The 24922-nt window shown below is 74.0% G+C and carries 19 protein-coding genes; 6 read left to right on the forward strand and 13 right to left on the reverse strand.

Features of this window, described 5'->3' with window-relative positions:
• Positions 1-145 precede the first annotated feature (145 nt).
• The 3 genes from ACFV3R_RS19930 to ACFV3R_RS19940 all read right to left on the reverse strand — a co-directional run bounded on the left by ACFV3R_RS19930 (position 146) and on the right by ACFV3R_RS19940 (position 4356).
• Complete coding sequence (locus tag ACFV3R_RS19930) at positions 146-877, reverse strand: GNAT family N-acetyltransferase (protein ID WP_385584368.1); 732 nt, start codon at positions 875-877, stop codon at positions 146-148.
• 156 nt (positions 878-1033) lie between these two features.
• The gene (locus tag ACFV3R_RS19935; RefSeq protein ID WP_385584371.1) at positions 1034-2962 is read right to left on the reverse strand and encodes an IucA/IucC family protein; all 1929 of its coding nucleotides are present in this window, start codon (positions 2960-2962) and stop codon (positions 1034-1036) included.
• Positions 2959-4356, reverse strand: coding sequence for a diaminobutyrate--2-oxoglutarate transaminase family protein (locus ACFV3R_RS19940; RefSeq protein ID WP_385584520.1), 1398 nt, complete (start codon positions 4354-4356; stop codon positions 2959-2961). Before ACFV3R_RS19940 ends, ACFV3R_RS19935 begins: the two co-directional genes overlap by 4 nt.
• Positions 4357-4637: 281 nt before the next feature.
• Here ACFV3R_RS19940 and ACFV3R_RS19945 point away from each other — a divergent pair, with 281 nt between their 5' ends.
• Entirely contained in the window at positions 4638-5831 is a 1194-nt protein-coding gene (locus ACFV3R_RS19945) for a trypsin-like serine peptidase (RefSeq protein ID WP_385584374.1), read from the forward strand.
• A gap of 106 nt (positions 5832-5937) precedes the next feature.
• Here the strand turns inward: ACFV3R_RS19945 and hflX are convergent, their stop codons facing one another.
• From hflX to miaB, 8 genes are all read right to left on the reverse strand, one after another.
• A complete protein-coding gene (gene hflX / locus ACFV3R_RS19950; RefSeq protein ID WP_385584377.1) occupies positions 5938-7446 on the reverse strand; it encodes a GTPase HflX in 1509 nt (502 codons plus the stop codon).
• 203 nt (positions 7447-7649) lie between these two features.
• On the reverse strand, positions 7650-9275 hold the full coding sequence (locus ACFV3R_RS19955; RefSeq protein ID WP_385584380.1) for a M1 family metallopeptidase: 1626 nt from the start codon (positions 9273-9275) through the stop codon (positions 7650-7652).
• Positions 9276-9506: 231 nt separating this feature from the next.
• Positions 9507-11855, reverse strand: coding sequence for a RelA/SpoT family protein (locus ACFV3R_RS19960; protein WP_385584384.1), 2349 nt, complete (start codon positions 11853-11855; stop codon positions 9507-9509).
• A 230-nt stretch (positions 11856-12085) separates the two neighbouring features.
• Complete coding sequence (dapF, locus tag ACFV3R_RS19965) at positions 12086-12967, reverse strand: diaminopimelate epimerase (RefSeq protein WP_385584387.1); 882 nt, start codon at positions 12965-12967, stop codon at positions 12086-12088.
• A 147-nt stretch (positions 12968-13114) separates the two neighbouring features.
• Positions 13115-13657 carry a hypothetical protein gene (locus ACFV3R_RS19970; RefSeq protein WP_385584522.1) on the reverse strand — a complete coding sequence of 181 codons (543 nt, stop codon included), beginning with the start codon at positions 13655-13657 and terminating at the stop codon, positions 13115-13117.
• Between the two features lie 107 nt (positions 13658-13764).
• Complete coding sequence (gene miaA / locus ACFV3R_RS19975; RefSeq protein WP_385584390.1) at positions 13765-14703, reverse strand: tRNA (adenosine(37)-N6)-dimethylallyltransferase MiaA; 939 nt, start codon at positions 14701-14703, stop codon at positions 13765-13767.
• 76 nt (positions 14704-14779) lie between these two features.
• Positions 14780-15490, reverse strand: coding sequence for a class III extradiol dioxygenase subunit B-like domain-containing protein (locus ACFV3R_RS19980; protein ID WP_385584393.1), 711 nt, complete (start codon positions 15488-15490; stop codon positions 14780-14782).
• A 62-nt stretch (positions 15491-15552) separates the two neighbouring features.
• The gene (miaB, locus tag ACFV3R_RS19985; RefSeq protein WP_385584395.1) at positions 15553-17067 is read right to left on the reverse strand and encodes a tRNA (N6-isopentenyl adenosine(37)-C2)-methylthiotransferase MiaB; all 1515 of its coding nucleotides are present in this window, start codon (positions 17065-17067) and stop codon (positions 15553-15555) included.
• A 226-nt stretch (positions 17068-17293) separates the two neighbouring features.
• Between miaB and ACFV3R_RS19990 the strand changes: the two genes are divergently transcribed.
• A complete protein-coding gene (locus tag ACFV3R_RS19990) occupies positions 17294-18289 on the forward strand; it encodes a TAXI family TRAP transporter solute-binding subunit (protein ID WP_385584525.1) in 996 nt (331 codons plus the stop codon).
• 61 nt (positions 18290-18350) lie between these two features.
• Here the strand turns inward: ACFV3R_RS19990 and ACFV3R_RS19995 are convergent, their stop codons facing one another.
• Positions 18351-19859: a sensor histidine kinase gene (locus ACFV3R_RS19995; protein WP_385584398.1), complete on the reverse strand. Its 1509-nt coding sequence runs from the start codon at positions 19857-19859 to the stop codon at positions 18351-18353.
• 12 nt (positions 19860-19871) lie between these two features.
• Positions 19872-20576 (reverse strand): response regulator transcription factor, encoded by a 705-nt coding sequence (locus tag ACFV3R_RS20000; RefSeq protein ID WP_385584400.1) that lies wholly within the window; start codon positions 20574-20576, stop codon positions 19872-19874.
• A 329-nt stretch (positions 20577-20905) separates the two neighbouring features.
• Here ACFV3R_RS20000 and ACFV3R_RS20005 point away from each other — a divergent pair, with 329 nt between their 5' ends.
• From ACFV3R_RS20005 to ACFV3R_RS20020, 4 genes are all read left to right on the forward strand, one after another.
• On the forward strand, positions 20906-21691 hold the full coding sequence (locus ACFV3R_RS20005; RefSeq protein WP_385584403.1) for an amino acid ABC transporter ATP-binding protein: 786 nt from the start codon (positions 20906-20908) through the stop codon (positions 21689-21691).
• Positions 21692-21745: 54 nt separating this feature from the next.
• The gene (locus ACFV3R_RS20010) at positions 21746-22648 is read left to right on the forward strand and encodes a glutamate ABC transporter substrate-binding protein (RefSeq protein WP_385584406.1); all 903 of its coding nucleotides are present in this window, start codon (positions 21746-21748) and stop codon (positions 22646-22648) included.
• A gap of 403 nt (positions 22649-23051) precedes the next feature.
• Complete coding sequence (locus ACFV3R_RS20015; RefSeq protein ID WP_385584409.1) at positions 23052-23699, forward strand: amino acid ABC transporter permease; 648 nt, start codon at positions 23052-23054, stop codon at positions 23697-23699.
• Between the two features lie 91 nt (positions 23700-23790).
• Positions 23791-24912, forward strand: coding sequence for an amino acid ABC transporter permease (locus tag ACFV3R_RS20020; protein WP_385584412.1), 1122 nt, complete (start codon positions 23791-23793; stop codon positions 24910-24912).
• Positions 24913-24922: the final 10 nt, after the last annotated feature.

Below are 24922 nucleotides of genomic sequence, written 5' to 3' on the forward strand. Positions count from 1 at the left end.
GGAGGCAGAGAGTAGGCAACGGGGTGCGGTCCGTGAAGAGGGCCGGCGTGAGCACGGTCGGGCGACGGCGACCGCGGCACGCCACGGCTGCCGCGGGCGCCGGGAGACCGGATGCCGGCCACGGCCTGCCGCACCGGGCGAGGCGTCAGCCCCGGTCGCGCACCATGAGCGCCGCCTGCTTGTCGGGCAGACTGAGTTCCGCTGCGAACCGGAAGCCGGCCTTGAGGAAGGCGGCGACGGACGGGCTGTTGCGCACGTCCGGTTCGGCGAGCACCCGGCAGCAGGCGGGGCGGTGGCGCAGCACCGACTCGGCAGTGGCACGCAGCAGTGCGGAGCCCACCCCCCTGCCGCGGTCGCCGTCGGGGCCGATGAGCAGGTGGAGACCGGTGTCGTGCGGCTGCGCCGGGTAGTGGGCGGCGAGCGGGTCGAGGTCGGCCCGGTACACCTCCCAGTAGCTCATGGGGACGCCGTCCAGCAGTCCGAGGCAGGGCACGCTGGCGCCGTCCCCCTCCAGCTGGGCACGCAGGTGGGCGGCCGTGCGCTCGGCGGGCCCGGCCAGCGACCAGAAGGCGTTCACCACCGGGTCGTTCATCCACGCGGCGAGGAGCGGCAGATCGCGCGGGAGGCGCACCGGCACCAGCTGGAACGTCCCGAAGGGCGTGACGGCCGGCTGCCAGGAGGCGATGTCGCCCGGTCCGGGGGGCTCGGCGGCCGGCGGGCGGCTCTGCGCCGGAAGGTGACCGGCCAGGCCCGGGGGGATTCTGAGGACGAGGGTGGCCTCCGGGTCCGCGGCGCCGGTCGGCAGCCGGTCGGCAGCCGGCGTGGGGGGACGGACCTGCTCGTCGGCGGTGCGGGGACGGGCACCTGGTGTCGGCACGGTGGGCTCTCCTTCCTCGTCCGGTCCGCCGTGGGAAGGCGGCCGGAGGCGGTGTGGTCATCTGACCGGTGGGCGGGGCGTGAACGGGCTGGGCTTTCAGACGTGCGGTGGGCTGCCGGACGGCCCGGCCCGGGGCGGGCCGGGCCGTCGCGGGCTTCAGAGGTGCAGGGGGTTGGGGACGGTGACGTAGACGGACTGGGTGTCCACGGGCCCGACGAGCTCGTCCAGCCCCCGGACGCGGGTCAGCAGGTTCGCCTTGCAGCGCAGGGTCGGTGCGGCCAGGAGGCGCCCCGGCAGGGTCGAGCGGTGGGCCAGCGGTGCCCGGGCGGCCTGGGCCAGGAAGCGGCGGAGCGCGGCGAGGAGCACCGTCTCGTCGGCGAGTCGCTGGGAGCCGAACGCGCCGATGAGGCCGAGGACGTTGTTGATGGCGAGGTAGTAGGCGAACCGTTCGTCGACGACGTCGTCGGGGACGAAGGTGTCGCTGGCGACTCCGATGCCGGGCAGCCGGGCGTCGAGTTCGCTGCGCCGGGAGGAGCGGAAGTAGTAGCCCTGGTTGTCGCGGTACCGGCCGCCCACCGGCCAGCCCTCCGGGTCCAGCAGCACCAGGGTGTTCTGCTGGTGCGCCTCCAGGGCGACACCGGCGGTCCCGTCGAGCCAGAGCACGGGCGCCACCACGGCGTGCAGGTAGCGCAGGAACCACTCGGTGGCGACGGCTGCCGCGGGCCGGCCGGTGCGGGCGGCGAGCGTCCCCATGACGCGGCCCAGTCGGGAGGCCACGGTGTCCTGGCCCGGCCAGGGGCGCAGGGCGGTGAGGGCCGCCACGCAGACCGCGTCGTCGGTGACGGTGAACGGGTTGTGCCGGATGACGACGTCCAGGCCGCGCACCGGGACCCCGTCGGGGGTGGTGACGGCGAGCCAGGCCGGGTCGCGGACGATGTCGAACCCCGGGTGGGCGGCGCGCCATTCGTCGGCGAGCCCGGTGCGCAGCAGGCGGTGGACCTCCACGCCCCGCAGGAGCTCCTTGTGGAGGTTCTCCCGCCGGGAGTTGGTGATGCGCAGACCGAGGGAGAGCTTGAGCATCGCGGCGGCGTCGGGCCGGTGGACGGTGCGCACCGAGGAGGTCGGGTACCAGGGGGCGCCGCCGGGACCGAGGTCGTGCAGCAGGCCGTCGGCGAGGAGGGCGGCGATGTCGGGGCGGTGTGTCAGCTCGCGGCTCTGCCAGGGGTGCAGCGGCAGCGGCACGGTGCCGGCGGGCGCCTGTGGAGCGCCGTCGGCGAGGCGCTCGACGAGGGCGGGGGCGGTCACCGTCCTGCCGCGTTCGGTCCAGGCCGAGTCGGCGGCCAGGACGCGGTGGTCCACGCCGATCCAGTGGAGGGGGAAGCTGCCGCGGGTCTCGGGCGAGTAGGCCAGGAGTTCCGCCTCGGTGAGGCCCTCGCGGCTCTTGGGGGTGGGGTGGAGCGGGTGGCCCAGCAGGAGCGACTGTTCGGCCTCCAGGAAGAGGGCGGCCTGTTCGTCGGCGGGTTGTGCCCGGCGGTGGGCGAGGAAGGTGGTGGTGCAGCGCACCGAGTCGGCCACCCGGCCGACGAGTTCGGCGCCGTCCGCCGAGGTGCCGGGCTCGTCCCCGCGGCCCGCGCGGTGCACCGCCTCGCGGTGGAGCAGCGTCGCGAGGGTCACGGCGTCCAGCGGCGGTGTGGCCCCGGCGGTGACGGCCAGCCGCGGGCTGCCCAGGCGGTGCGCGCCCGTGGCGGACCACAGGTGCACCGGGACGTGGAGGGTCAGGGCGCTGGAGGCGAGCGGGACGGTCAGGGTGTCGCCGAGCGGCCTGGGCAGGTCGGTCTCGCGGATCCAGCACCGCAGCAGGTTCTCGGTGGTGGCGGCGTCCGCGGCGACGGCGGGATCGGGGTGGTCGAGCGGGTCGCCGTGGCCGGCGGGCTCGGTGCAGGAGAGCAGCGGGGCGGCGGTGAGCGGGCCGGCCTCGGCGGGGAGGCCCTGGCGCGGCACGCCCGGGTCGGCGAGCCGGGTGGTGGTCGGTGCCGGGGGCGCGCCGGGGACCGGGGCGTCGTCGGTGTCGGGGCTGTGGTTCATCGGGTGGTGCCTCGCAGGGTGGGGTGGGGGACGCGCGCGGGCGGGCGTGGGGTGCGCGCGGTGGCCTCGACTGCGTCGGCGAGACGGTCGAGGACGGCGTCGGCCTGTTCGTCGGTGAGGGTCAGGGGCGGCAGGAGCCGGACCACGCTGTGGTGGGGTCCGCCGAGTTCGACGATGAGCCCGCGTTGCAGGCACGCCTGTTGCACGGCGAGGGCGAGTTCGGGGGCGGGTGGCGGTGCACCCGTGGTGTCGGCGGCCTCGGGGTCGACGATCTCGACGCCGATCATCAGTCCCCGGCCGCGGACGTCGCCGACGCAGCGGTGGCGCGCCGGCAGTTCCCGAAGGCTCCGGAGCATGCGGGCGCCCAGGCCGGCGGCGTGCGCGGCCAGGTCGCCGCGGCGGACGTGGGCGAGCGTCGCCCGGCCCGCGGCCATCGCGAGCTGGTTGCCCCGGAAGGTGCCGGTGGGGGCGCCGGGGGCCCCCGCGTCGAGGTCCTCGTGGTGGACGATCGCGGCCAGCGGCAGGCTTCCGCCGACAGCCCCGGAGAGGACCATGACGTCGGGGACGACACCGGCGTGGTCGACGCCCCAGAACGCTCCCGTCCGCCCGACGCCGGTCTGCACCTCGTCGACGACCAGGGGCAGGTCACGGGCGGCGGTCAGCTGCCTCATGCGTCGCAGCCAGGCGTCGGGGGCGGGGATGACGCCGGCCTCGCCCTGCACCGGTTCCAGGACGACCCCGGCCGGCAGCGGCACGCCGTGCCCGGGGTCGTCGAGGACGCTCTGGACGAGGCGGGCGGAGAGTCCGGCGCCCCGGTCCCCGCCGACGCCGAAGGGGCACCGGTAGGAGTGCGGGTAGGGAAGGTGGCTGACGCAGGTGTCCGCGGGAGGGATGCCGCCCGAGACGGCGGGCGCGCCGGTGGTCGTCCCGTGGGAGGCGCCGGAGAAGGCGAGGACGCCCGGCCGGCCCGTGGCGGCGCGGACCAGTCCGAGCGCCGCCTGCACCGCGTCCGTGCCGGCGGGCCCGCAGAACCGGATCCTGCCGTGTGCGGCGAGGGCCGGGGGGAGGCAGGCGAGGAGTTCCTCGACGAAGGCGTCCTTGACGGGGGTGGCGAGGTCCAGCACCTGGAGGGGGGCTCCGGAGTCGAGCACCGCGCGGACCGCCTCCAGGACCACCGGGTGGTTGTGGCCCAGGGCCAGGACGCCCGCCCCGGAGAGGCAGTCCAGGTACCGCCGGCCGTCGGCTGCCTCGACGGTGAGGCCGCGGGCGCGCACCGGTACCACGGGGAGGGCGCGCGCGTAGGTGCGGGCGGCGGACTCCCGCGGGCAGTGGCGGCGCAGGACGCCCTCGCAGGCCGCCGGCTCGGCGGTCGGCGCGGGCTCGGTCAGGACCACGGCGGTCTCGTCCTCCTGCTGCTGCGGCATGCCGCTGGACGCGGCGGATCTGCTCCCCCGTACGTACCAACGAGCACGGCCGGTCGGGATAACGGCCTGTCAGTCGATCGATCGGGGGGTGGAACCAGGACCCGACTGCCGGCGTCCCCTCGGACACCGGCATAGTGGGTGCGCACACCTTTCGAGGTGCATGACAAATGCTTAGGCGTGACGCGCACGTGCGGTGTGCGGTTGGTACCGCCGCGCGGACACGCGAGAGACCACAGGGGGAACACAAACCCATGCGATCGATGAGTCGGCAGGTCTGTGCGGCGGTGGCCCTGACCGCCGCACTGGCGATGGGCACCACGGCGTGCGGACCGGAGGACGACAACGCGGGCGGGCAGCCCAGCGAGTCCGCCACGGCCGCCACCACGGGAGGTTCGGGTGCGGGCGGGTTCACCATCCCCAAGGGCCTGCAGGACAAGCTGAAGCAGCACGGCATCGACCTGGACAAGTGGAAGAACGGCGAGTGGAAGAACTGGGACAAGGACCAGTGGATGCGGGAGGCCGGTGAGTTCCTCAACCCCATCATCAAGGGGCTGTGGGACCCGGACCGGGCGGGGAAGGCCAAGCCCGAGCAGCCCAGCACCCCGGCCCAGCCGCCGGCCGACCAGGGCCAGACCGACCCGGAGCCGGCACCGGTGCGGGCCACCGCGATCACCGCGCCCTACAGCCAGAGCGCCCCGGGCCTGGGCCGGCTGCTGTTCGACACCCCGGAGGGTCAGGCCGCCTGCTCCGCCGCCGTCGTCAAGGACCCGGCGCACCCCGGCAAGTCCAACCTGGTGTGGACCGCGGGCCACTGCGTGCACGCCGGCAAGTCCGGCGGCTGGTACCGCAACATGATCTTCGCGCCGTCCTTCAACGACGCCGGGAAGCTGACGGAGGACCAGGTCAACTCAGCCCCGCGCGACCAGGTCTTCCCCAAGGGCGTGTGGTGGGCGGACGACGCGGCCACCACCAACCAGTGGATCTCCGACGGCGGCGAGCAGAACAACGGCGTGCCGATGGCCCCGTACGACTTCGCCATCATCCACGTCAAGCCGGAGAAGGGCACGACGAAGTCGCTGGAGGAGGTCGCGGGCGGGGCCTACGACATCGACTTCAACACCCCGTCGATGAGCAGTGTCGGTGACATCACCGCCCAGGGCTACCCGGCGGCGGCACCGTTCGACGGCTCCAAGGCCGAGCAGTGCGTCGACGGACCGGGGCGCCTCACCCTGGACCAGAACGACCCCACGATGTACCGCATCGGCTGCACCATGACGCCCGGCTCCTCCGGCGGCCCCTGGTTCGAGACGAAGGGCGGGGTGAAGAAGATCGTGTCGAACACCTCGATCGGCCCGAGCCCCTCGACGTGGCTGGCCGGACCGCACCTCGGCGCGCAGGCGCAGAAGATGTACCAGACCATGAGCAAGGCGCACGCCGCCGGCTGATCCGCCGGGCCCGTCACGTCCGTCCGCAGGCGGAGGAGGCGGGGGCGTCCGTGAGACGCGCGGAGAGCCCCACCCGTTGCCGGGTGGGGCCCTCCTGTGCTTGCCGTCAGTGGTGCGCCGGGGCGTACGGCTCCAGTTCGGCGGCCAGTTCCGGGTGGACCCTGACCTTCAGGAGGGTGCCCTCGGGGGTGTGCTCCTCGGAGAGCACCTCGCCCTCGGCGTGCGCCCGGGACACCAGCGAGCCGCGGTGGTAGGGCACGAGCACCTCCAACTCGACCTCGGGACGCGGGAGTTCCTCGTCGATGAGGGCAAGCAGGTCATCGATGCCCTGCCCGGTGCGGGCGGAGACGGCGAACGCGCGCTTCTCCTGCCGCAGCAGCCGCTGGAGGACCAGCGGGTCGGCCAGGTCCGCCTTGTTGACGACGACGATCTCCGGGACGTGGGTGGCACCGACCTCGCGGATCACCTCGCGCACCGTGGCCAGCTGCTCCTCGGGCTGCGGGTGGGAGCCGTCGACCACGTGGAGGATCAGGTCGCTGTCACCGACCTCCTCCATCGTGGAGCGGAACGCCTCGACGAGGTCGTGCGGCAGGTGCCGGACGAAACCGACGGTGTCGGCGAGGGTGTAGAGCCGGCCGCTGGGCGTCTCGGCGCGCCGGACGGTGGGGTCCAGGGTGGCGAACAGCGCGTTCTCCACCAGGACGCCCGCGCCGGTCAACCTGTTGAGCAGGGAGGACTTCCCGGCGTTGGTGTAGCCGGCGATGGCCACCGAGGGCACCTTGTTGCGGCGGCGCTCCTGGCGCTTGGTGTCGCGGCCCTTCTTCATGTCCGCGATCTCCCGGCGGGCCTTCGCCATCTTCTCGCGGATGCGCCGGCGGTCCGTCTCGATCTTGGTCTCACCGGGACCACGGGTGGCCATGCCGCCGCCGGTGGAACCGGAACCACCACCACCCATCTGTCGCGACAGGGACTGACCCCAGCCGCGCAGCCGGGGCAGCATGTACTGCATCTGCGCGAGCGAGACCTGCGCCTTGCCCTCCCTGGACTTGGCGTGCTGGGCGAAGATGTCGAGGATCAGCGCTGTGCGGTCGACGACCTTCACCTTGACGACGTCCTCAAGGTGGATGAGCTGGCCGGGGGTGAGTTCACCGTCGCAGACGACGGTGTCGGCGCCGCTCTCCAGAACGATGTCACGCAGCTCCAGCGCCTTGCCGGAGCCGATGTAGGTGGCCGGGTCGGGCTTGTCGCGGCGCTGCACGACGCCGTCCAGCACCAGGGCGCCGGCGGTCTCGGCGAGCGCCGCGAGCTCGGCCAGCGAGTTCTCCGCGTCCCGGGCGGTTCCGGAGGTCCACACGCCCACGAGCACCACCCGCTCCAGACGGAGCTGCCGGTACTCGACCTCGGTGACGTCCTGGAGTTCGGTGGAGAGGCCCGCCACGCGGCGCAGCGCCGCCCGCTCGGAGCGGTCGTACTGCTCACCGTCGCGCTCGCCGTCGATCTCGGTGCTCCAGGCGGCGTCCTCCTCCATCAGGGCGTCGGCCCGCAGACCGTCGTGGCGACCCGTGGGGGCCGTGGTGGGTTCCTGGTCCTGAGGAAGCGAGGAAGAGGGGGTCATGTGGTCCTTTACGGGTCGAGGTGGCACGGCGGTCACCGCACCTGTCGTTTTCGGAGAACGCCGGACCGTACCCGAAGATTCCCCGGGGGCGACGGAACGGTGGCGACCTACCGATGGTCGCATGCCGGGCGCGGGGCGTCACCACGTTTCCCACCTGCTGCGGGGCGGCCAGGGCCCGGGGCCCGCCCTGGCCGTCGTCCGCGTCAGGGGCGGCCGTGCTGCGGGCCGCCCGCGGCCCGGCTCCGGACCGCCTCGGCCGGCCGGGCGGCGCGGGTGGCGGCCCGGGGGGCCTTGGCCGGTGCCTGGGCGTGCCAGTCGGGGTGGCCCGGCATCGGCGGGGTCTTCGCGTCGAAGAGCCAGTGGTGGAGGAAGGCGGACTGGTCGGCGCCGGAGACCTCCGAGGCCAGGTGGACGAAGTCCGCGGTGTCCGCCACACCGTCGCGGTGGCGGGCCACCCAGAGGCGCTCCAGCCGGCCGAAGGCGTCGGCACCGATCCGGGTCCGCAGGGCGTAGAGGACCAGGGCGCTGCCGTCGTAGACGGAGGGCCGGAAGATGCTCACCTTCTTGCCGGGTTCCGGGGCCCGCGGGGCGGCGGGCGGGCCGCCGTCGGCGCGCCAGGCGTCCGACATCCGGTAAGCGTTGCGCATCCGCGTCTCCATGGGCGCGTGCGCCTTCTCCTGCGCGTACAGCGCTTCGTACCAGGTGGCGTGGCCCTCGTTGAGCCAGACGTCCGACCAGCGGCGGGGGCTGACGCTGTCGCCGAACCACTGGTGGGCGAGCTCGTGGACCATGATCGAGTCGAGGTAGCCCTCGGGGATGCGCAGCTTGGTGGTGAACAGGTCCCGTTCGAAGAGGGAGAGGGTCTGGGTCTCCAGCTCGAACCCGGTGCGGGCATGGGCCATGAGCACGCCGTAGGTCTCGAAGGGGAACCGTCCGACGCGCGCCTCCATCCACCGCACCTGCTCCGGCGTCTTGGCCAGCCAGGGCTCCAGGCGGGCGCGGTCGGCGGTCGGGACGACGTCCCGCAGCGGCAGTCCGTGCGGGCCCTCGCGGCGGACCACCGCGGAATGCCCGATGGAGACCTGGGCGAGCTCGGTGGCCATCGGGTGGGCCGTGCGGTAGGTCCAGGTGGTGGCGTCGCCGTGGGGGTGGCGCTCGGCGAAGGGCGTGCCCCCGGCGACGACCGTGAGCTCCTTGGGGGCGGTCACGTGGAAGGTGAAGTACGCCTTGTCGGAAGGGTGGTCGTTGCAGGGGAAGACGCGGTGGGCGGCGTCGGCCTGGTTGGCCATGGCCAGTCCGTCCGAGGTGCGCACCCAGCCGCCGTCGGAGGCGTCCTTGGGGCCGGTGGGGTCGCTGGTGTGGTGGACGGTGACCTGGGCGAGTTCGCCGGGCCACAGCGGGCGGGAGGGGCGCAGGACCAGGTCCTCACCGTCCCGGTGGAAGCGGGCGGGCGCACCGTCGACCTCCACCGAGCGCACCGTTCCGCGGGCGAAGTCGAGGTTGAGGTGGTCGAGGCGGTCGGTGACCCGGGCGGTGAGGCGGGTGGTGGCGTCCAGCGGCCGGTCGTTGGCGCCGGAGTAGCGGAGCGAGACGTCGTAGGAGAGCACGTCGTAGCCGGGGTTGCCGAGGGTGGGGAAGAGGCGGTCGCCGATGCCGGCGGCCCCGGGCGGAGGAGAAGCGGCGGCGACCAGCGCGACGGTGGTGGCCCCCGCCGCGAGCGCCGACCGGGTGCGGGCTGCGGCGCGCCGGCCGGCGGGGCGGGGAACGGCGGGAGCGCCCGCCGGCGGTGCAGTGGGGCCCACCTGCGGCGGGCGGCGGAAGAAGGACATGGCCTACGGCTACCAGCGCACGCAGGTCACCGGGTGGTGGCACGGCTCCACGGCACCCGAACGAGGGGCGTGCGCGACGCGTCTGCACTCGCGCCGAGCCCCCGCGCCCGCCCCCTGCCGCTGACTGGTAGTGCTTCGTTCAGGTTCTGCCCCGGTTTTCTGTGCGGAGCAGAACCTGAACGAAGCACTGCTGGCTCCGGGGCCTCCCGGGCGGGGAGGCGGGGCCCCGGCTCAGCCCCGCACCGCTCCGGCCTGCTGCACGGCCCGGCCGGCCCGCCACACGTCGTAGACCCCGGGGACGCTGCGCATCGCCCTCATCAGGCGGGGCAGTTCCGCGGGGTCGGGCAGCCGGAGGGTGTAGCGGTGGTGGACGCGCTGTTCGTGGGGCGGCTCGACCACGGCGGTGATGACGGCCGCCCCGCGTGCGGCGATGGCCTCGGTGAGGTCGGCCAGCAGGTGCGGGCGGGTGAAGGCCTCGGCCAGGAGCGTGACGCGGCAGTCCTGCCGGGGCCCCTCGGGCCCGGTGGGGGCCCAGCGGACGGCCACGGGCTCCCGTCCGCCGGCGGTCATGCGCTTGACCACGGGGCAGGACACGCGGTGGGCGGTCACCGCGCCCCCCCGCACGGCGAACCCCGTCACGGCGTCGGGCGGCACCGGCGTGCAGCACCCGGCGAGCCGGACCGTGGCGCCGGCGAGGTCGGTGACGGCGGTGGGGCCCCGGTGCTGTGGGGCCGGCCCGCCGGTCCGCGCCCGGCGGCCGGACGCTGCGGGCTCCTCCCCCGGCGGCACGGCGGCGCGGGGCAGGCCCGTGGCGGTGGTGCCGGCGACGGGCGTTCCCGCCCCGGCCGGCCGGTCCGCAGCCGGGGACGGGCCCGGGGCCGTCCCGGTGTCGGTGGCGGCGCGTTCCTCGGGGTGGGCGGCGAGCCACCGGCCGATGGCCAGGCGGGCGGCGGGGGTGCGGGTGTGCTGGAGCCAGTCGGGTGCGGGGCCGGCCGTGGGGTCGCCGGTCAGCAGCAGGTGCAGGCTGTCGCCGTCTGCGAGGGGCGTGGCCAGGGAGGTGAGGCGGCCGTTGAGCCGGGCCCCCACGCAGCGGTGGGCGTCGGCGCCGTGGAGGGCGTAGGCGGCGTCCAGGCAGCTGGCGCCCGCCGGCAGCAGCACCCGGTCGGCGCGATGGGGGGCTTCGGAGCCGTCGGTGTGGAAGACCGTGATCTCCCGGTCCTCCGCGAGGTCGGCGCGGAGTGAGGACCAGAAGGCGTCGGGGTCGGGGGTGGCGCTCTGCCACTCCAGGAGCCGGGACAGCCAGCCCGGGCGGGTGGGGTCGGCACGCTCGTCGCCGCCGGCCCGTCCTGCGTCGGCGGCCCGGTCGGTGGGGGCGTAGGGGTTGCCCAGCGCCACCACGCCGGCCTCCGCGACCCGGTGCATCCGGTGGGTGCGGATCAGCGTCTCGGCCACCACGCCGCCCTCACCGGTCACGGCGGTGTGCAGGGACTGGTAGAGGTTGAACTTGGGGGCCGCCACGAAGTCCTTGAAGGCGGAGATCACCGGCGGGAAGCAGGTGTGCAGTTCGCCGAGGACGGCGTAGCAGTCGGCGTCCTCGGCCACCAGCACGAGGAGCCGTCCGAGATCGGCGCCGGTCACGGCGGCGCGGGCGCAGCGGATGCGGTGGACGGAGACCAGGTGGCGCGGCCGTACCAGCACCTGGGCGGGGATCTGTGCCTCGGCGAGCACGGTGCGCACCCGGGCGGCGACCGCGGCCAGCGGGTCGGGGAGGGCCGCGTGCCGGGCGACCAGTTCCCGGGCGGCAGCGCACTCGCGCGGGTGCAGCACCTCGAAGACGAGGTCCTCCAGCTCACTCTTGATCGCCTGCACCCCCAGGCGCTCGGCGAGCGGGATGAGCACGTCGCGGGTGACCTTGGCGATGCGGGCCTGCTTCTCCGGCCGCATGACGCCGAGGGTGCGCATGTTGTGCAGCCGGTCGGCGAGCTTGATGGACATGACCCGGACGTCGTTGCCGGTGGCCACGAGCATCTTGCGGAAGGTCTCGGGTTCGGCGGCGGCGCCGTAGTCGACCTTCTCCAGCTTGGTGACGCCGTCGACCAGGTAGCGGACCTCCTCGCCGAACAGCTCGCCGACCTGGTCGAGGGTGACGTCGGTGTCCTCGACCGTGTCGTGCAGCAGGGAGGCGGTCAACGTCGTCGTCTCGGCGCCGAGTTCGGCGAGGATGAGGGTGACGGCGAGCGGGTGCGTGATGTACGGGTCGCCGCTCTTGCGCATCTGGCCGCGGTGCGAGCGTTCGGCGAGGGTGTAGGCGCTGGTCAGCGGGCGGAGGTCGGCGTCGGGGTGGTGGCCCCGGTGGACCTTGGCGACGTGTTCGAGGGCGTGGGGCAGTCCACCGCGCGGTGCGGGGCCGAGTGCGGCGAGGCCGATGCGGCGCAGCCCACGCAGTTCGAGGCGGTGCAGCCCCTTGCGGCGGGGGTCGAGGTCACCGCCGGCGCAGGCCCCGGTCGGGGCAGGGGGTGTCCCGGGTGGGTCCGCGGGACGGTCCGGGAAGTCCCCGGCGTCGGTGGCCTGCACACTCATGGGCACCCTCCGGCTGCGTCGACCGGCGGCCGGACGCCGAATGGCCGCCCGGGCCGGTGCTTGATGCTACCGAGCCCACCACGCGCCCTCGGCCCCCTCCCCGTTCGCGGGGAGGCTGTCACCCGTACGAGCGATCGGAGGGGGCCCTTCCGCGCCTCCGCGCCGGACCGGGCGTCAGGGGCCCGGAGGGCGCGGGGCGTTGCGGGAACCGGGGCCGGAGCCGCGCGGGGTCACTCGCCGGCGGCGAGCCAGGCCGGGTCGAGGGTGCCCTCGGCGACGAGGACCGCGGGGCCGCTCATCTCGACCGTGCCGTCGGGGAGTTCGGTGATGACCAGGGAGCCGCCGGGGACGTCGACCCGGTAGGTGACGGGGCCGTCGGTGGCCGGGTCGAGCCCGTCGCGGCGGGCGGTGGCGACGGCGACGGCGCACGCCCCGGTGCCGCAGGAGCGGGTCTCGCCGGAGCCGCGCTCGTGCACCCGCATCGCGACGTGCCCGGGGCCGCGGTCGACGACGAACTCGACGTTGACGCCCTCGGGGTAGACGCCGGCCGGGCTGTGGTGCGGTGCGGTGTGCAGGTCGCCGGCGTGGGCGAGGTCCTCGACGAAGGCGACGGCGTGCGGGTTGCCGACGTCGACGTTCCGGGCCGGCCAGCTGCGGTCACCCACGGTCACCGTGACGCCGGCCTCGGGCAGTGAGACGCGGCCCATGCCCACGGTGATGCCCGCGCTCTCCTCACCCGGCTTGGGCAGGTGGACGCGGCGGACGCCGGCCCGGGTGGCGACGGCGAGGTCGCCCGGCTCGACCAGCCCGGCGTGCTGGAGGTACCGGACGAAGACGCGGACGCCGTTGCCGCACATCTCGGCGACCGAGCCGTCGCCGTTGCGGTAGTCCATGAACCACTCGGCCTCGTCGGCCATGGCGCGCGCCTCGGGGTGGGCGGCGCTGCGCACGACGTGCAGCACGCCGTCCCCGCCGATCCCGGCGCGGCGGTCGCACAGCCGCGCCACCGCCGACGGCGGGAGGTCCAGCGTCCCGTCGGGGTCGGGAAGGATGACGAAGTCGTTCTCCGTGCCGTGGCCCTTGAGGAAGGTGACGCGCTGCGTGGTGCTCATGCCTGCATGGTACGGGCTTCCCGGCCGGTCGGCCGGTGGCCGCCCTCGGGGCCGGAGCGGCCGGCAGGCCGGCGCGGCGCGGTTCCCGGGCAGGCCCGGCGGGGCAGCCGCCGGGCCTGCCCGGTCCGCCCTGCCGACCGTAGCCGGTCAGCGCAGTCGGGCCACGCGCCAGATCGCCAGGGCGGCCAGCACCAGGGTGACCGCGGTGTACGCCAGGAGCGCCTGCCACCTGCGGCGGCGTGGGGCGCCGGGTGCCAGCCCGGGCCAGGTGTGGCCGACCTTGCGGGCGGCGGTCATACCCCAGCCCGCCGCGCAGCAGCACAGCAGCAGGCCGAGCATGGCGACCACGGCGCCGCCCTCGCCGCCGAACTCGAAGGCGAGCGGGAAGGCGAACATCAGCGACCCGAGGGTGGCCAGGCACACGATGGGAGCCAGCTGCCACAGGCGCAGGCGGCGCGGTGGGCGCAGCTCGCGGAAGGACTCGGCGTCCTCACCCTCCGGGGGGCCTGCCGGTCCCCGGTCGAGGGCGGTGGGCCCGCCGTCGACCGGCGGGCCCAGGCCGTCCGTGGCGGAGAGCGACGGCGGGTCCTCGGCCGCCGGCCCCTCGTGTGCGACCGGGGGCCGCTGCGAGGGCTCGTCGGGGTGGAAGGGGTCGTGGCCCCGGGGTCTGTCCTGAGGGCCGGCCTCCATCGCCACGCGCCCTCCCAACATCCCGCCGCCTGGTGTGATCGAGCTCGATAATGGCATGTCCGGAGGGGGCCCACTCACCGCCGGAGCGTCCCGATGCCATGACGTGATCAGGCTGTGACCGCTCGTTCGAGCAGCGTCAATGCGCTCGGAAGCAGCTCGTCGAGATCGTCCGCGGCGCCGCTGAGCCAGTGCACCCGCGGGTCACGCCGGAACCAGCTCTCCTGCCGGCGTGCGAAGCGTTTGGTGGCGCGCACGGTCTGCTCCCGTGCCTCGTCCTCGGTGCACTCCCCCGCCAGGAAGGCGAGCACCTGCTGGTATCCGAGGGCGCGGGAGGCGGTGCGGCCCTCCCGCAGCCCCAGCCCCGCCAGCCGCCTGACCTCTTCGACCAGCCCTTCCTCCCACATCCGGTCCACCCGGCGGGTGATGCGCTCGTCGAGTTCGGGCCGGGGGACCTCCACGCCGATCTGCAGGGTGTCGTAGTGGGCGCGGTGACCGGGGAGGTTGGCCGTGAAAGGCCTGCCGGTGAGTTCGATGACCTCCAGGGCCCGTACGATGCGCCGGCCGTTGCCCGGCAGGATGGCGTCCGCGGCGGCGGGGTCCAGCTCCGCCAGGCGCGCGTGGAGCGGGCCGCTGCCCGTCTCGGCGAGTTCGGCCTCCAGCCGTGCGCGGACGGCCGGGTCGGTGCCGGGGAACTCCATGGCGTCGATGGTGCCCCGGACGTAGAGCCCGGACCCGCCGACGAGCACGGCGCTCCTGCCGGCGGCCAGCAGCCGGTCGATCTCGGCGCGGGCGAGCCGCTGGTACTCGGCGACGCTCGCGGTGACGGTGACCTCCCAGATGTCCAGGAGGTGGTGGGGCACGCCGCCGCGTTCGTGCGGGGGCAGCTTGGCGGTCCCGATGTCCATGCCCTGGTAGAGCTGCATGGAGTCGGTGTTGACCACGTCGGCGTCGAGGTGTCGGGCGAGCGCGACGCCCAGGTCGGACTTGCCGGCCGCGGTGGGACCGACGACGGCGACGACCTGGGGTGCACGGTCTGCGGTGTTCACCCCGCCAGTCTCCCAAAGCCCGGCGCCGGCCCCCACTCGCGGGCACTGCGGACGGCGGCGGCCGGCGGCAGCGGGTTCACGTCCAGGTGGCCACGTGGTAGCCGACGCCGTAGGGCGCCTGGTCGGCGAGGAGTTCGCCGCGCAGACCCGCGCCCTCGGCAGCGCCCGCCAGGACCTGCCAGGGCGCCCGCCCGGAGGCCTTCAGTTCGGCGGCGAGCGTGGCGTCCACGGCGTGCAGCGCGTCGAGGTCGGCCTCGGCCAGGGCGCGTGCGGCACGGCGGTCGAAGTCCTCGGCGCGCGGGTCGAGGTAGCCGGGCGCCTTCACGGTCCGGCAGGCGCTGCCGTCGCCGACCACGAGGAGCGCGGTGCGCGGCGCGGAGGCGGCCAGCTCACGGCCGGTCGCCCGGCACTCCTGGGGGGAGCGGGTCTCGGCCACGCCGAGGCCGGTGACGGGCGTGTCCGACCAGTGGGCCCGCTCCAGCAGCCAGGCGGCCACCGCGAGGGAGGACGGCAGCCGGCCACCGGCCTCGGGGGTGCCGGGGCCGAGGGTGACGTCCAGTTCGACGCCGAAGCCGCGGAAGGTGCCGCGGCTGCCGGCGGGGCAGGTGCCCTCCTCGTCCGCGAGGGCCGGCCCGACGACGACGAGCCGGTCCGCGCGGGCGGCGGCGAGCACCCCCACGGCACCGAGCGCGGTGGCGCGGAGGTCGTCGAGTTCCGCGGCGGCTCCGGAGGCCACCTCGGGGACGAGCAGGGGTGTGGCGGGTACGACACCGGCGGCAACCAACATGCCGTCACCCTACGCGGACCTCCGGCGTCCGCCTCCGGTAGGCCCTGGCCCAGGCGTACTTCTCAGCCGCAGGTGCGGCAGGAGGAGGCGGCGGTCTCCGGCTGGGGGGCGGGGACGCCCACCGTCGGCAGGCCGAGCATGACGCCGGCGGGCTCGGAGGCGGCGGTGCGCGCCTCCCAGGCGTCACCGGCGCGGGTGCGGCGCACGCCCCTGGCCGGCCCCTCGGCGAGCAGGTGGTGGGGGGCGGCGTAGGTGATCTCGACGGTGACGATGTCGCCGGGCCGCACCGGCTCCTCGGGCCGGCTGAAGTGGACCAGCCGGTTGTCGGGGGCACGGCCGGACAGGCGCCGGGTGGCGTCGTCCTTGCGGCCCTCGCCCTCGGCGACCATGACCTCCAGGACCCGGCCGACCTGCTTCTTGTTCTCCTCCCAGGAGATCTCCTCCTGCAGTGCCACCAGGCGCTCGTAGCGCTCCTGGACGACCTTCTTGGGGATCTGCCCGTCCATCTCGGCGGCCGGGGTGCCCGGGCGCTTGGAGTACTGGAAGGTGAAGGCCTGGGCGAAGCGGGACTCACGGACCACGTGCAGGGTCTGCTCGAAGTCCTCCTCGGTCTCGCCGGGGAAGCCGACGATGATGTCGGTGGAGATGGCGGCGTCCGGGATGGCGGCGCGGACCTTCTCGATGATGCCGAGGTAGCGCTCCTGCCGGTAGGAGCGGCGCATGGACTTCAGGACGGCGTCCGAGCCGGACTGGAGCGGCATGTGGAGCTGCGGCATGACGTTCGGGGTCTCGGCCATGGCGGCGATCACGTCGTCGGTGAAGTCGCGCGGGTGGGGCGAGGTGAAGCGGACGCGCTCCAGCCCCTCGATGCGGCCGCAGGCGCGCAGCAGCTTGGAGAAGGCCTCGCGGTCACCGATGTCGGAGCCGTAGGCGTTGACGTTCTGGCCGAGCAGGGTGACCTCGCTGACGCCCTCGGCGACCAGCGCCTCGACCTCGGCGAGGATGTCGCCGGGGCGGCGGTCCTTCTCCTTGCCGCGCAGCGCGGGGACGATGCAGAAAGTGCAGGTGTTGTTGCAGCCGACGGAGATCGAGACCCAGGCCGCGTAGGCCGACTCCCGCTTGGTGGGGAGCGTGGAGGGGAACGCCTCCAGCGACTCGGCGATCTCGACCTGCGCCTCCTCCTGCACCCGGGCGCGTTCCAGGAGGGCGGGGAGCCTGCCGATGTTGTGGGTGCCGAAGACCACGTCGACCCAGGGGGCCTTCTTGACGATGGTGTCCCGGTCCTTCTGCGCCAGGCAGCCGCCGACGGCGATCTGCATGCCGGGCCGCTCGGTCTTCTTCGGCGCGAGCTGGCCGAGGTTGCCGTAGAGCCGGTTGTCGGCGTTCTCCCGCACCGCGCAGGTGTTGAAGACGACGACGTCGGCACCGTCCGCACCCTCGGGGGCGGCGACGTACCCGGCGGCCTCCAGCAAGCCTGCCAGGCGTTCGGAGTCGTGGACGTTCATCTGGCACCCGTGGGTGCGGATCTCGTAGCTTCGCTTGACGTCCACTGCCTGGCTCCGGTCGCTGCTGGTCATGGCTCAAGGGTAGGCCGTGCCGGCGACCGCCTCCGACCCGGCGGCCGTCCCGGCCACCGCCGGCCGCCGCCGCGGCGGGGCGGGCCGCGGCCGTGTGCTGGGCGGACGTCTGGACGCCTGCGCCGCCACCGCCTCTGTGTCCCTGCTCACCCGGGCCGCCCGCCGGCCCAGCCGCGTGCTGCGCCGCCCCCTCCCGCCGGGCACCCGCCGGTGGCAGGATGCCCGCATGGTGAGAGCCCTCCCCCGCCCCGGGGGCCGTCGCGCGGTGTTCCTGGGCACCGTGGTGTGCGCCCTGCTCGGCCTGCTGGCGTGGGGTGTGGTGACGCTGGACGGGGAGGACTCCGTCAGCGGGCACATCACCATCGCCACCGGGGTTCCGGCGGGCGTCTACCACCTGTACGGCGAACTGCTGCAGCAGGACCTCGCCCACGACCAGCCCGACCTGCGGGTGCGGCTCACCCCGTCCGAGGGCGGACCGGACAACCTCTCCAAACTGGCCACCGGCAAGGCGGCGTTCACCTTCGCCACGGCCGACGCGGTGCAGCAGTACCAGAGCAGCGACGCCCCGGGCGCCCGCCACCTGCGGGCCTGCGCCCGGCTGTACGACGACTACATGCAGCTGGTGGTGGCCCGGGACTCCAAGGTGCGGTCCGCCGCCGACCTGCGGGGACTGCGGGTCGGGGTGGGGGCGAAGGGCTCGGGCGTGCAGATCATAAGCCGGCGGCTGCTGGAAGCCGCCGGGCTCCGGTACGGGCAGGACGTGAAGCCGGTGGAGGTCTCGCTCATCGACATGCGGGACCGGCTGCGGGACGGCAGGCTCGACGCGTTCTTCTGGTCCGGGGGGCTGCCCACCTCCGCCCTCACCGACCTCGCCGACACCTTCCCGATCCGGCTGGTCCCGCTGGGCGACCTCGTCGCCCCGCTGCACCGGCAGGAGGAGTCCGTCTACTACCGGTCCGCGGTGATGCCCGCGGACGCCTACCCGGCCGTGCAGGGCGGGCAGGCGGTGAAGACGGTGGCGGTCGCCAACCTGCTGGTGACCACCGACCGCACCGATCCCCGGCTGACCGAGGCGGTGACCCGGACGGTCATCGACAGCCGCGACCGGATCGGCAAGAAGGTGCACGCGGCGCAGAAGGTGGACCTGCGCACCGCCGTCTTCACCGACCCGCTCCCGCTGCACGTGGGGGCCCGGCGCTACTACGTCTCCACCAAACCCTGAGGGGAGGCCCTGAGGGGCGCCGCCGTCCGGCGCTCCGGGCCGGCCGCCGGTGCCGGGCCGGTCAGAGCCGGGAGACGGCGGTGGGAGGCGCGTCCCGATGGGGCGCCGTCCGCGGCAGGGTGACGGTGACGAGGAGGCCGTGCGGGGGGTTGCGGGCGAAGGCGAGGCCGGCGCCGCCGGCGGCCAGCAGGGCCCGTGTGATGGACAGGCCGAGGCCGGAGCCGGAGACGTTCTGGTGGCGGTTGCTGCGCCAGAACCGGTCGCCGATCCGCTCCAGTTCGTCGTCCGCGAGGCCCGGGCCGCGGTCGGCGACGACGAGGTGCACCCGGTCCCCCTCGTCGTTGACCGCGACGCTGACCCGCTCACCGCGCGGGGTGAACTTCAGGGCGTTGTCCACCAGGGCGTCCAGTGCGCTGGAGAGGCTCACCGGGTCGGCCCAGGCGGTCACCGCCCGGCGTCCCTCGTAGCCGAGGTGCACGCCGCGGTCCTCGGCCAGCGGGCGCCAGGAGTCGACCCGCTCGACGGCGAGCGCGGCGACGTCGGTGAGCTGCAGGTCGGCCGTCGCGTGCTCGGCGACCGCCAGGTCCAGCAGGTCGTCCAGGACGCTGGCCAGCCGTTTGCCCTCGGTGCGCACCGAGGCGATCTCCGCGTTCCCCTCGGGCAGTTCGAGGGCGAGCAGCTCGATGCGGAGCAGCAGCGCGGAGAGCGGGTTGCGGAGCTGGTGGGAGGCGTCGGCCACGAAGGCGCGCTGCTGTTCCAGGACCTCCTCGACGTGGTCGGCCATGTCGTTGAAGGAGCCCGCCAGGCGCTGCAGTTCGGGTGGCCCGCCGGACGAGGCGACGCGGGACTTCATGCGGCCGGTGGCGATGTCGTGGGTGACCGCGTCCAGCACCCGCACCGGGCGCAGTACCCAGCCGGTCAGGCGGACGGCGGCACCAAGGGCGACGAGCATCGCCACGGTCTCCCCCACGCCGATCACCAGCCACCGGCGCAGGATGCGGAAGCGCAGCTGGTCGGTGGGTGAGTCGGTGAGCACGACGGCGACCACGTCACCGTCGCGGACGACGGGCGAGGCCACCGGCAGCTCCCCGGTGCTCCACGGCCACACCTGGTGCGGGTCGTGGCTGCGCCGGCCGGCGAGCGCCTCGTTGTAGGCGTTGCGCGCCTCACCGTCGGCGGGGACCGACCAGTTGCCGGGGGCCCGGGCCATGGACTGGTCGCTGTTGCGGTAGAAGACGCCCGCCCGTATGCCGTACAGCTCGTGGTAGCGGCAGAGTTCGGCGGTGAGGGTGGCCAGTCTGCCGTCGCCCTCCTGGAGCCGCGCGCTGCCCTCCTGGAGCCGGTCGCAGTCGGCCTTCACCGAACGGCTCTCGCCCGGCATGTTCCCCTTCTCGTCGGGGGTCTCGGTCACGAACTGGGCCAGCGAGGCGAAGCGGGCTGCGTCGTCGAGGCGGTCGACGACGACGCGTTGCTGTTCGGCGGCGGCCACGCTGGCGGCGAGCGGGAAGCCGAGGGCGAGGAGGACGCCGGCCATCAGGACGATGAGCAGCGGCAGCAGTCGGGAGCGCACGGGCCGGCCCGGTCAGGCCGCGGCGGGCGGGACGAGCCGGTAGCCGACCCCGCGCACCGTCTCGATCAGGGCGGGGGTGCGGAGCTTGGCCCGCAGGGAGGCGACGTGCACCTCCAGGGTGCGCCCGGTCCCCTCCCAACTGGTGCGCCAGACCTCACTGATGATCTGCTCGCGGCGGAAGACGACGCCGGGCCGGCCGGCGAGGAGCGCGAGCAGGTCGAACTCCTTGCGGGTCAACGGGACGGCGGCGCCACCGACGTTGACCTGGCGGGTGGTGAGTTCGACGGTCACGGCTCCCAGGCGCAGCACGTCGCTGCCGGGCACCGGGTCGGCGGGGTCGGGGGTGCCGGGGGTGGTGCGCCGGGCCACGGCGTGGATGCGGGCGAGGAGTTCCCCGGTGTCGTAGGGCTTGACCACGTAGTCGTCGGCACCGAGGTTGAGGCCGTGGATGCGGGAGCGTACGTCGGAGCGGGCGGTCACCATGATCACCGGCGTGGTGCTCACCTTGCGGATGCGTCCGCAGACCTCGAAGCCGTCGGTGTCGGGCAGCCCGAGGTCGAGGAGGACGACGTCGAAGGGGGCCCGGTCGTCGGGGAGCATGGCCTGGAGCGCCTCGGCCCCGCTGCGGCAGTGCGTCACCGCGAAGCCGTGCCGGCTGAGCACGGCCGTCAGGGCCGCGGCGACATGGTCGTCGTCCTCGACCAGCATCAGTCTCACAGGTCCTCCCGTCCCGTGCCGTGGCCGCCGTGAGGCCCCGCGCGTCGCCCGGTCCGGCGCCGCGGGACCGCTCCGGCCCGGCGGTCCCGTCATCCATGCCCATCGGGGGCGGGGCGTCAAGAGGCCGGTGGCCCGCGGCCGGGTTCCGTGGCGCGGCCGTGTCCGGAACGGGTGCCACCGGCGGCGGTGTCCGCCATCCTCCCCGACCCCTCACCCAGAGTGTCCCGATGCGGCCGGATCGTTATGCTCAAGTTCCGCTCAGAAGTAATGACGCTGGTCGCGCGGGCTCACTAGGGTCCTCCCAACCGAGGAGGACGGAGCTGGAGCCGATGAGCGAAGTACCGGTCACCGACCAGACGGAGGGGCCGGCGGCGGTCGCGGACGACCTGGTCGTACTCGACCAGGTCAACAAGCACTTCGGCGCACTGCACGTGCTCCAGGACATCGACCTGAGCATCCGGCGCGGCGAGGTCGTCGTCGTGATCGGCCCGTCCGGGTCGGGCAAGTCGACGCTGTGCCGCACCATCAACCGGCTGGAGACGATCGACTCCGGGTCGATCACGATCGACGGCAGGCCGTTGCCGCAGGAGGGCCGCGAACTGGCCCGGCTCCGCTCCGAGGTGGGGATGGTCTTCCAGTCCTTCAACCTCTTCGCCCACAAGACGGTGCTGGAGAACGTGGTCCTCGGGCAGGTCAAGGTACGCCGCAGGGACCGCGCGGCGGCCGAGAAGACCGCCCGCGAGCTGCTGGACCGGGTGGGCGTGGGCACGCAGGCCGACAAGTACCCGGCGCAGCTCTCCGGTGGGCAGCAGCAGCGCGTGGCGATAGCCCGGGCCCTGGCCATGGAGCCGAAGGTGATGCTCTTCGACGAGCCGACCTCGGCCCTGGACCCGGAGATGATCAACGAGGTGCTGGAGGTCATGCAGCAGCTCGCCCGGGACGGCATGACGATGATCGTGGTCACCCACGAGATGGGCTTCGCCCGCTCGGCGGCCAACCGCGTCGTCTTCATGGCCGACGGACGCATCGTCGAACAGGACACTCCCGAGCAGTTCTTCGCCGCTCCGCGCAGCGACCGTGCCAAGGACTTCCTGTCGAAGATCCTGCATCACTGACCCGCCGCGGGTCATCATGATCGCCAGTTCCCGTTGAACAGAAGGACGTTGACAATGAGGATGCGTAAGACGGCGGCGGCGGCCACGGTCGTGCTCGCGCTCACCGCCACCGCGACCGCGTGCGGCGGCAAGTCGGGTACCGCGGGTGACAACGCCGGCGAGGGCTACGAGGGCAGCTACAAGGTCGCCAAGAACGTCAGCTTCGACTCGCCCACCCTGAAGCGCGCACAGAAGGCCGGCAAGATCGTGGTGGGCGTCAAGGCCGACCAGCCCTTCCTGGGATATCAGGACACCTCCGGCAACTACTCCGGCTTCGACATCGAGATCGCCCGGATGATCGCCGCCGACCTGGGGTTCTCCGAGAAGCAGATCAAGTTCGACACGGTGGACTCCAACGTCCGTGAGACCGCGATCTCCCACCACCAGGTCGACTACTACGTCGGTACCTACACCATGAACGACGAGCGGAAGAAGCAGGTCGGGTTCGCCGGCCCGTACTACACCGCCGGCGCCGACCTGCTGGTGCGCAAGGACGAGAAGGACATCACCGGCCCCGGCAGCCTGAAGGGCAAGAAGGTCTGCTCGATCACCGGGTCGACCCCGCTGGCCGAGATCAAGAAGCCGCAGTACGGCGCGGAGACCACCGAGCTGAGCAAGTACTCCGACTGCGTCAAGCAGCTCCGCGACGGCACGGTGGACGCGGTCACCACCGACGACGCCATCCTCAAGGGCTACGCGGCCAAGTACCAGGGCCAGCTCAAGGTCGTCGGCAAGCCCTTCACCAAGGAGCCCTACGGCGTCGGCATGGACAAGGACGACAAGGTCCTGCGCGGCAAGATCACCGACGCGCTGGAGAAGCACATCGCCAACGGTGACTACAAGGCCGCCTACCAGGCCACGCTCGGCAAGTCCGGTTCGCCCTACAAAGCTCCGAAGACGCCGCTGCCGCGCTACTGAGCGACGGGGTGGCCGGACCGGCCGTACCACGGGGGGCGGCCCGGCCGGTCGCCGCGTCGGCCGGGCCGCCCCCCAGGCGCCGGCTCCGGGCGGCCCCACCTGCGCGGGTGGGGCCGCAGCCTTCTGGGCCCACCGCCTCGGGGTTTCGCCGCCCGCGCGGGAGCGCCGCGGGGACCGCGCGGTGCGACCGGGGCCGGGCCCTGCCGTCGTGCTCCGGCCGGTCGCCCGGGGCCGGGCCCTGCGGCCTCGGGCGCCCGCAGGCGTACCGGGGCGGGGCTCCGCCGGTGTACCGGTCCCGTGGCACCGGCCGGCTTCCGGCCCGTCGCCCCTCGTCGGCACGGCCGCCCCCGACCGCTGCCGGGCACCGCCCACCCGCCTTCCAGACCGCTACCGCGGAGACCCCATGAACGTACTCCTCGACCACCTGCCCGAGTTCCGCGAAGGGTTCCTCGGGACCGTGTGGATCACGCTGGCCAGCGCGGTGCTCGCCCTGGTCCTCGGTGTGCTGATAGCCGGTTTCCGCGTGTCACCGGTGCCGCCGCTGCGCGCCTTCGGCACGGCGTGGGTCACGCTGCTGCGCAACACCCCGCTGACCCTGCTGTTCCTGATCTTCTTCTTCGTCGTGCCGCAGATCCTGCTGCCCGGCTCCAGCCCCTTCCTGCTGGGCACCCTGGCGCTCGGCTTCTACACGTCCTCGTTCGTCTGCGAGGCGGTGCGCTCGGGGATCAGCACGGTGCCCGTCGGCCAGGCCGAGGCGGCACGCAGCATCGGCATGACGTTCTCGCAGACGCTGCGGCTGATCGTCCTGCCGCAGGCCACCCGGGTGGTGCTTCCCCCGCTCAGCAGCATCATCATCGCGCTGACGAAGAACTCGGCGATCGCGGGCGCCTTCAGCGTGCCCGGCCTGTTCAGCTTCGCCAAGCTGCAGAGCGACCGCGGTTACGCCATCGGCTGGATCTTCCTGTGGACCGCGATCGCCTATCTGGTGATCACCTTCGCCGTCAGCGGCCTGTTCCGGCTGGCGGAGCGGCGGATGGGGCTCGCGCGATGAGGCGGGGCGGCCCCGGGCGGCTCCGGGGCGTCGGGCAGGGACGGGTAGGACACCGCGCGCGGACGGCGCGCCCGGAGACGAGGTGGCGGGGATGACGTCGAGTTCGAGTGCCAGCGTCCTGTACGACGCGGCGGGGCCCCGTGGCCGGGCCCGCAACCGGGTCTACAGCGTGCTCGGGACGGTGCTGGTCGTCGGCTTCGTCGCCTACGTCGTCATCCGCCTGGCGGCGCAGGGGCAGTTCAACCCGGGCCTGTGGGAGATCTTCGAGTACGCGGGGGTGCAGAACACCATCCGCGACGGCCTGCTGACGACGCTGGAGACCTTCGCGATCGCCGGTGCGCTCTCCCTGGTGCTCGGTCTGCTGCTGGCCGTGGCCAGGCTCTCCGACCACGCGGCGCTGCGCTGGTTCGGCACGGGCTTCGTCGAGCTCTTCCGCGCCATCCCGCTGCTGGTCACCGTCTACGTCCTGTGGGTCCTCATCCTGAGCTTCAGCGAGCCCCTCGGACTGACCGGTGAGCAGCCGCAGTTCTGGGCCCTGGTCGTCGGGCTGACGGTCTACAACGGCTCGGTGCAGGCGGAGGTCCTGCGGGCCGGCGTCAACTCCGTGCCCAAGGGGCAGCGGGAGGCGGCCTTCGCGCTGGGCATGAGCAAGACGCAGGTCATGACGACCGTGCTGATGCCGCAGGCGGTGCGCGCGATGCTGCCGACCATCATCAGCCAGCTGGTGGTGACGCTGAAGGACACCTCGCTGGGCTACATCGTCGGCTTCGAGGAACTCCTCTACGGTGCACGCCAGATGAGCACCAACATCACCGTGGACGGGCACGACACGTACATTCCCGTGGTCATCGTGACGGGTGCCATCTACATCACCATGTGCCTCCTGCTCTCGGCCCTGGCCACCTGGATCGAGAAGCGCGGGCGTCGGGCCCGCACCGGCATCAAGGTGGCCGGCGCGGTCGAGCCCGCGGAGGCGCCGGACGCGCTGGCGACCACGGCGGCCCCCGTCCTGGTGGGCCCGGCCGGACCGGACGCGGGTCCGCCGGCCGGCGGGTCGGTGGCGGCCGGGGCGGCTCCGGCCGGGGGTGGGGCGGACAGCGTGCCCGCCGCCCGCAGCGCGGAGGACCTGCCCGGCCCTGCCGACGGGGGGTTGGCGAAGGACGGCGGTGCGGGCCCCGGGGGTCCGGCGGCCCCGGGCACCTCGGAAAGCTGAGAGTCACCGG

The sequence above is a fragment of the Streptomyces sp. NPDC059740 genome, assembly GCF_042733155.1.
In the GTDB taxonomy this organism is placed as follows: Bacteria; Actinomycetota; Actinomycetes; order Streptomycetales; family Streptomycetaceae; genus Streptomyces.

What these genes read in the sequence shown, in the direction of transcription:
- ACFV3R_RS19990 (WP_385584525.1), top strand. Translation starts at nt 17,294, where the DNA reads ATGGTGAGAGCCCTCCCCCGCCCCGGGGGCCGTCGCGCGGTGTTCCTG.
- ACFV3R_RS19960 (WP_385584384.1), bottom strand. Translation starts at nt 11,855, where the DNA reads ATGAGTGTGCAGGCCACCGACGCCGGGGACTTCCCGGACCGTCCCGCG.
- ACFV3R_RS19935 (WP_385584371.1), bottom strand. Translation starts at nt 2,962, where the DNA reads ATGAACCACAGCCCCGACACCGACGACGCCCCGGTCCCCGGCGCGCCC.
- ACFV3R_RS19955 (WP_385584380.1), bottom strand. Translation starts at nt 9,275, where the DNA reads ATGTCCTTCTTCCGCCGCCCGCCGCAGGTGGGCCCCACTGCACCGCCG.
- ACFV3R_RS19980 (WP_385584393.1), bottom strand. Translation starts at nt 15,490, where the DNA reads ATGTTGGTTGCCGCCGGTGTCGTACCCGCCACACCCCTGCTCGTCCCC.
- ACFV3R_RS20015 (WP_385584409.1), top strand. Translation starts at nt 23,052, where the DNA reads ATGAACGTACTCCTCGACCACCTGCCCGAGTTCCGCGAAGGGTTCCTC.
- ACFV3R_RS20005 (WP_385584403.1), top strand. Translation starts at nt 20,906, where the DNA reads ATGAGCGAAGTACCGGTCACCGACCAGACGGAGGGGCCGGCGGCGGTC.
- ACFV3R_RS20010 (WP_385584406.1), top strand. Translation starts at nt 21,746, where the DNA reads ATGAGGATGCGTAAGACGGCGGCGGCGGCCACGGTCGTGCTCGCGCTC.
- ACFV3R_RS20020 (WP_385584412.1), top strand. Translation starts at nt 23,791, where the DNA reads ATGACGTCGAGTTCGAGTGCCAGCGTCCTGTACGACGCGGCGGGGCCC.
- miaB (WP_385584395.1), bottom strand. Translation starts at nt 17,067, where the DNA reads ATGACCAGCAGCGACCGGAGCCAGGCAGTGGACGTCAAGCGAAGCTAC.
- ACFV3R_RS19970 (WP_385584522.1), bottom strand. Translation starts at nt 13,657, where the DNA reads ATGGAGGCCGGCCCTCAGGACAGACCCCGGGGCCACGACCCCTTCCAC.
- dapF (WP_385584387.1), bottom strand. Translation starts at nt 12,967, where the DNA reads ATGAGCACCACGCAGCGCGTCACCTTCCTCAAGGGCCACGGCACGGAG.
- hflX (WP_385584377.1), bottom strand. Translation starts at nt 7,446, where the DNA reads ATGACCCCCTCTTCCTCGCTTCCTCAGGACCAGGAACCCACCACGGCC.
- ACFV3R_RS19945 (WP_385584374.1), top strand. Translation starts at nt 4,638, where the DNA reads ATGCGATCGATGAGTCGGCAGGTCTGTGCGGCGGTGGCCCTGACCGCC.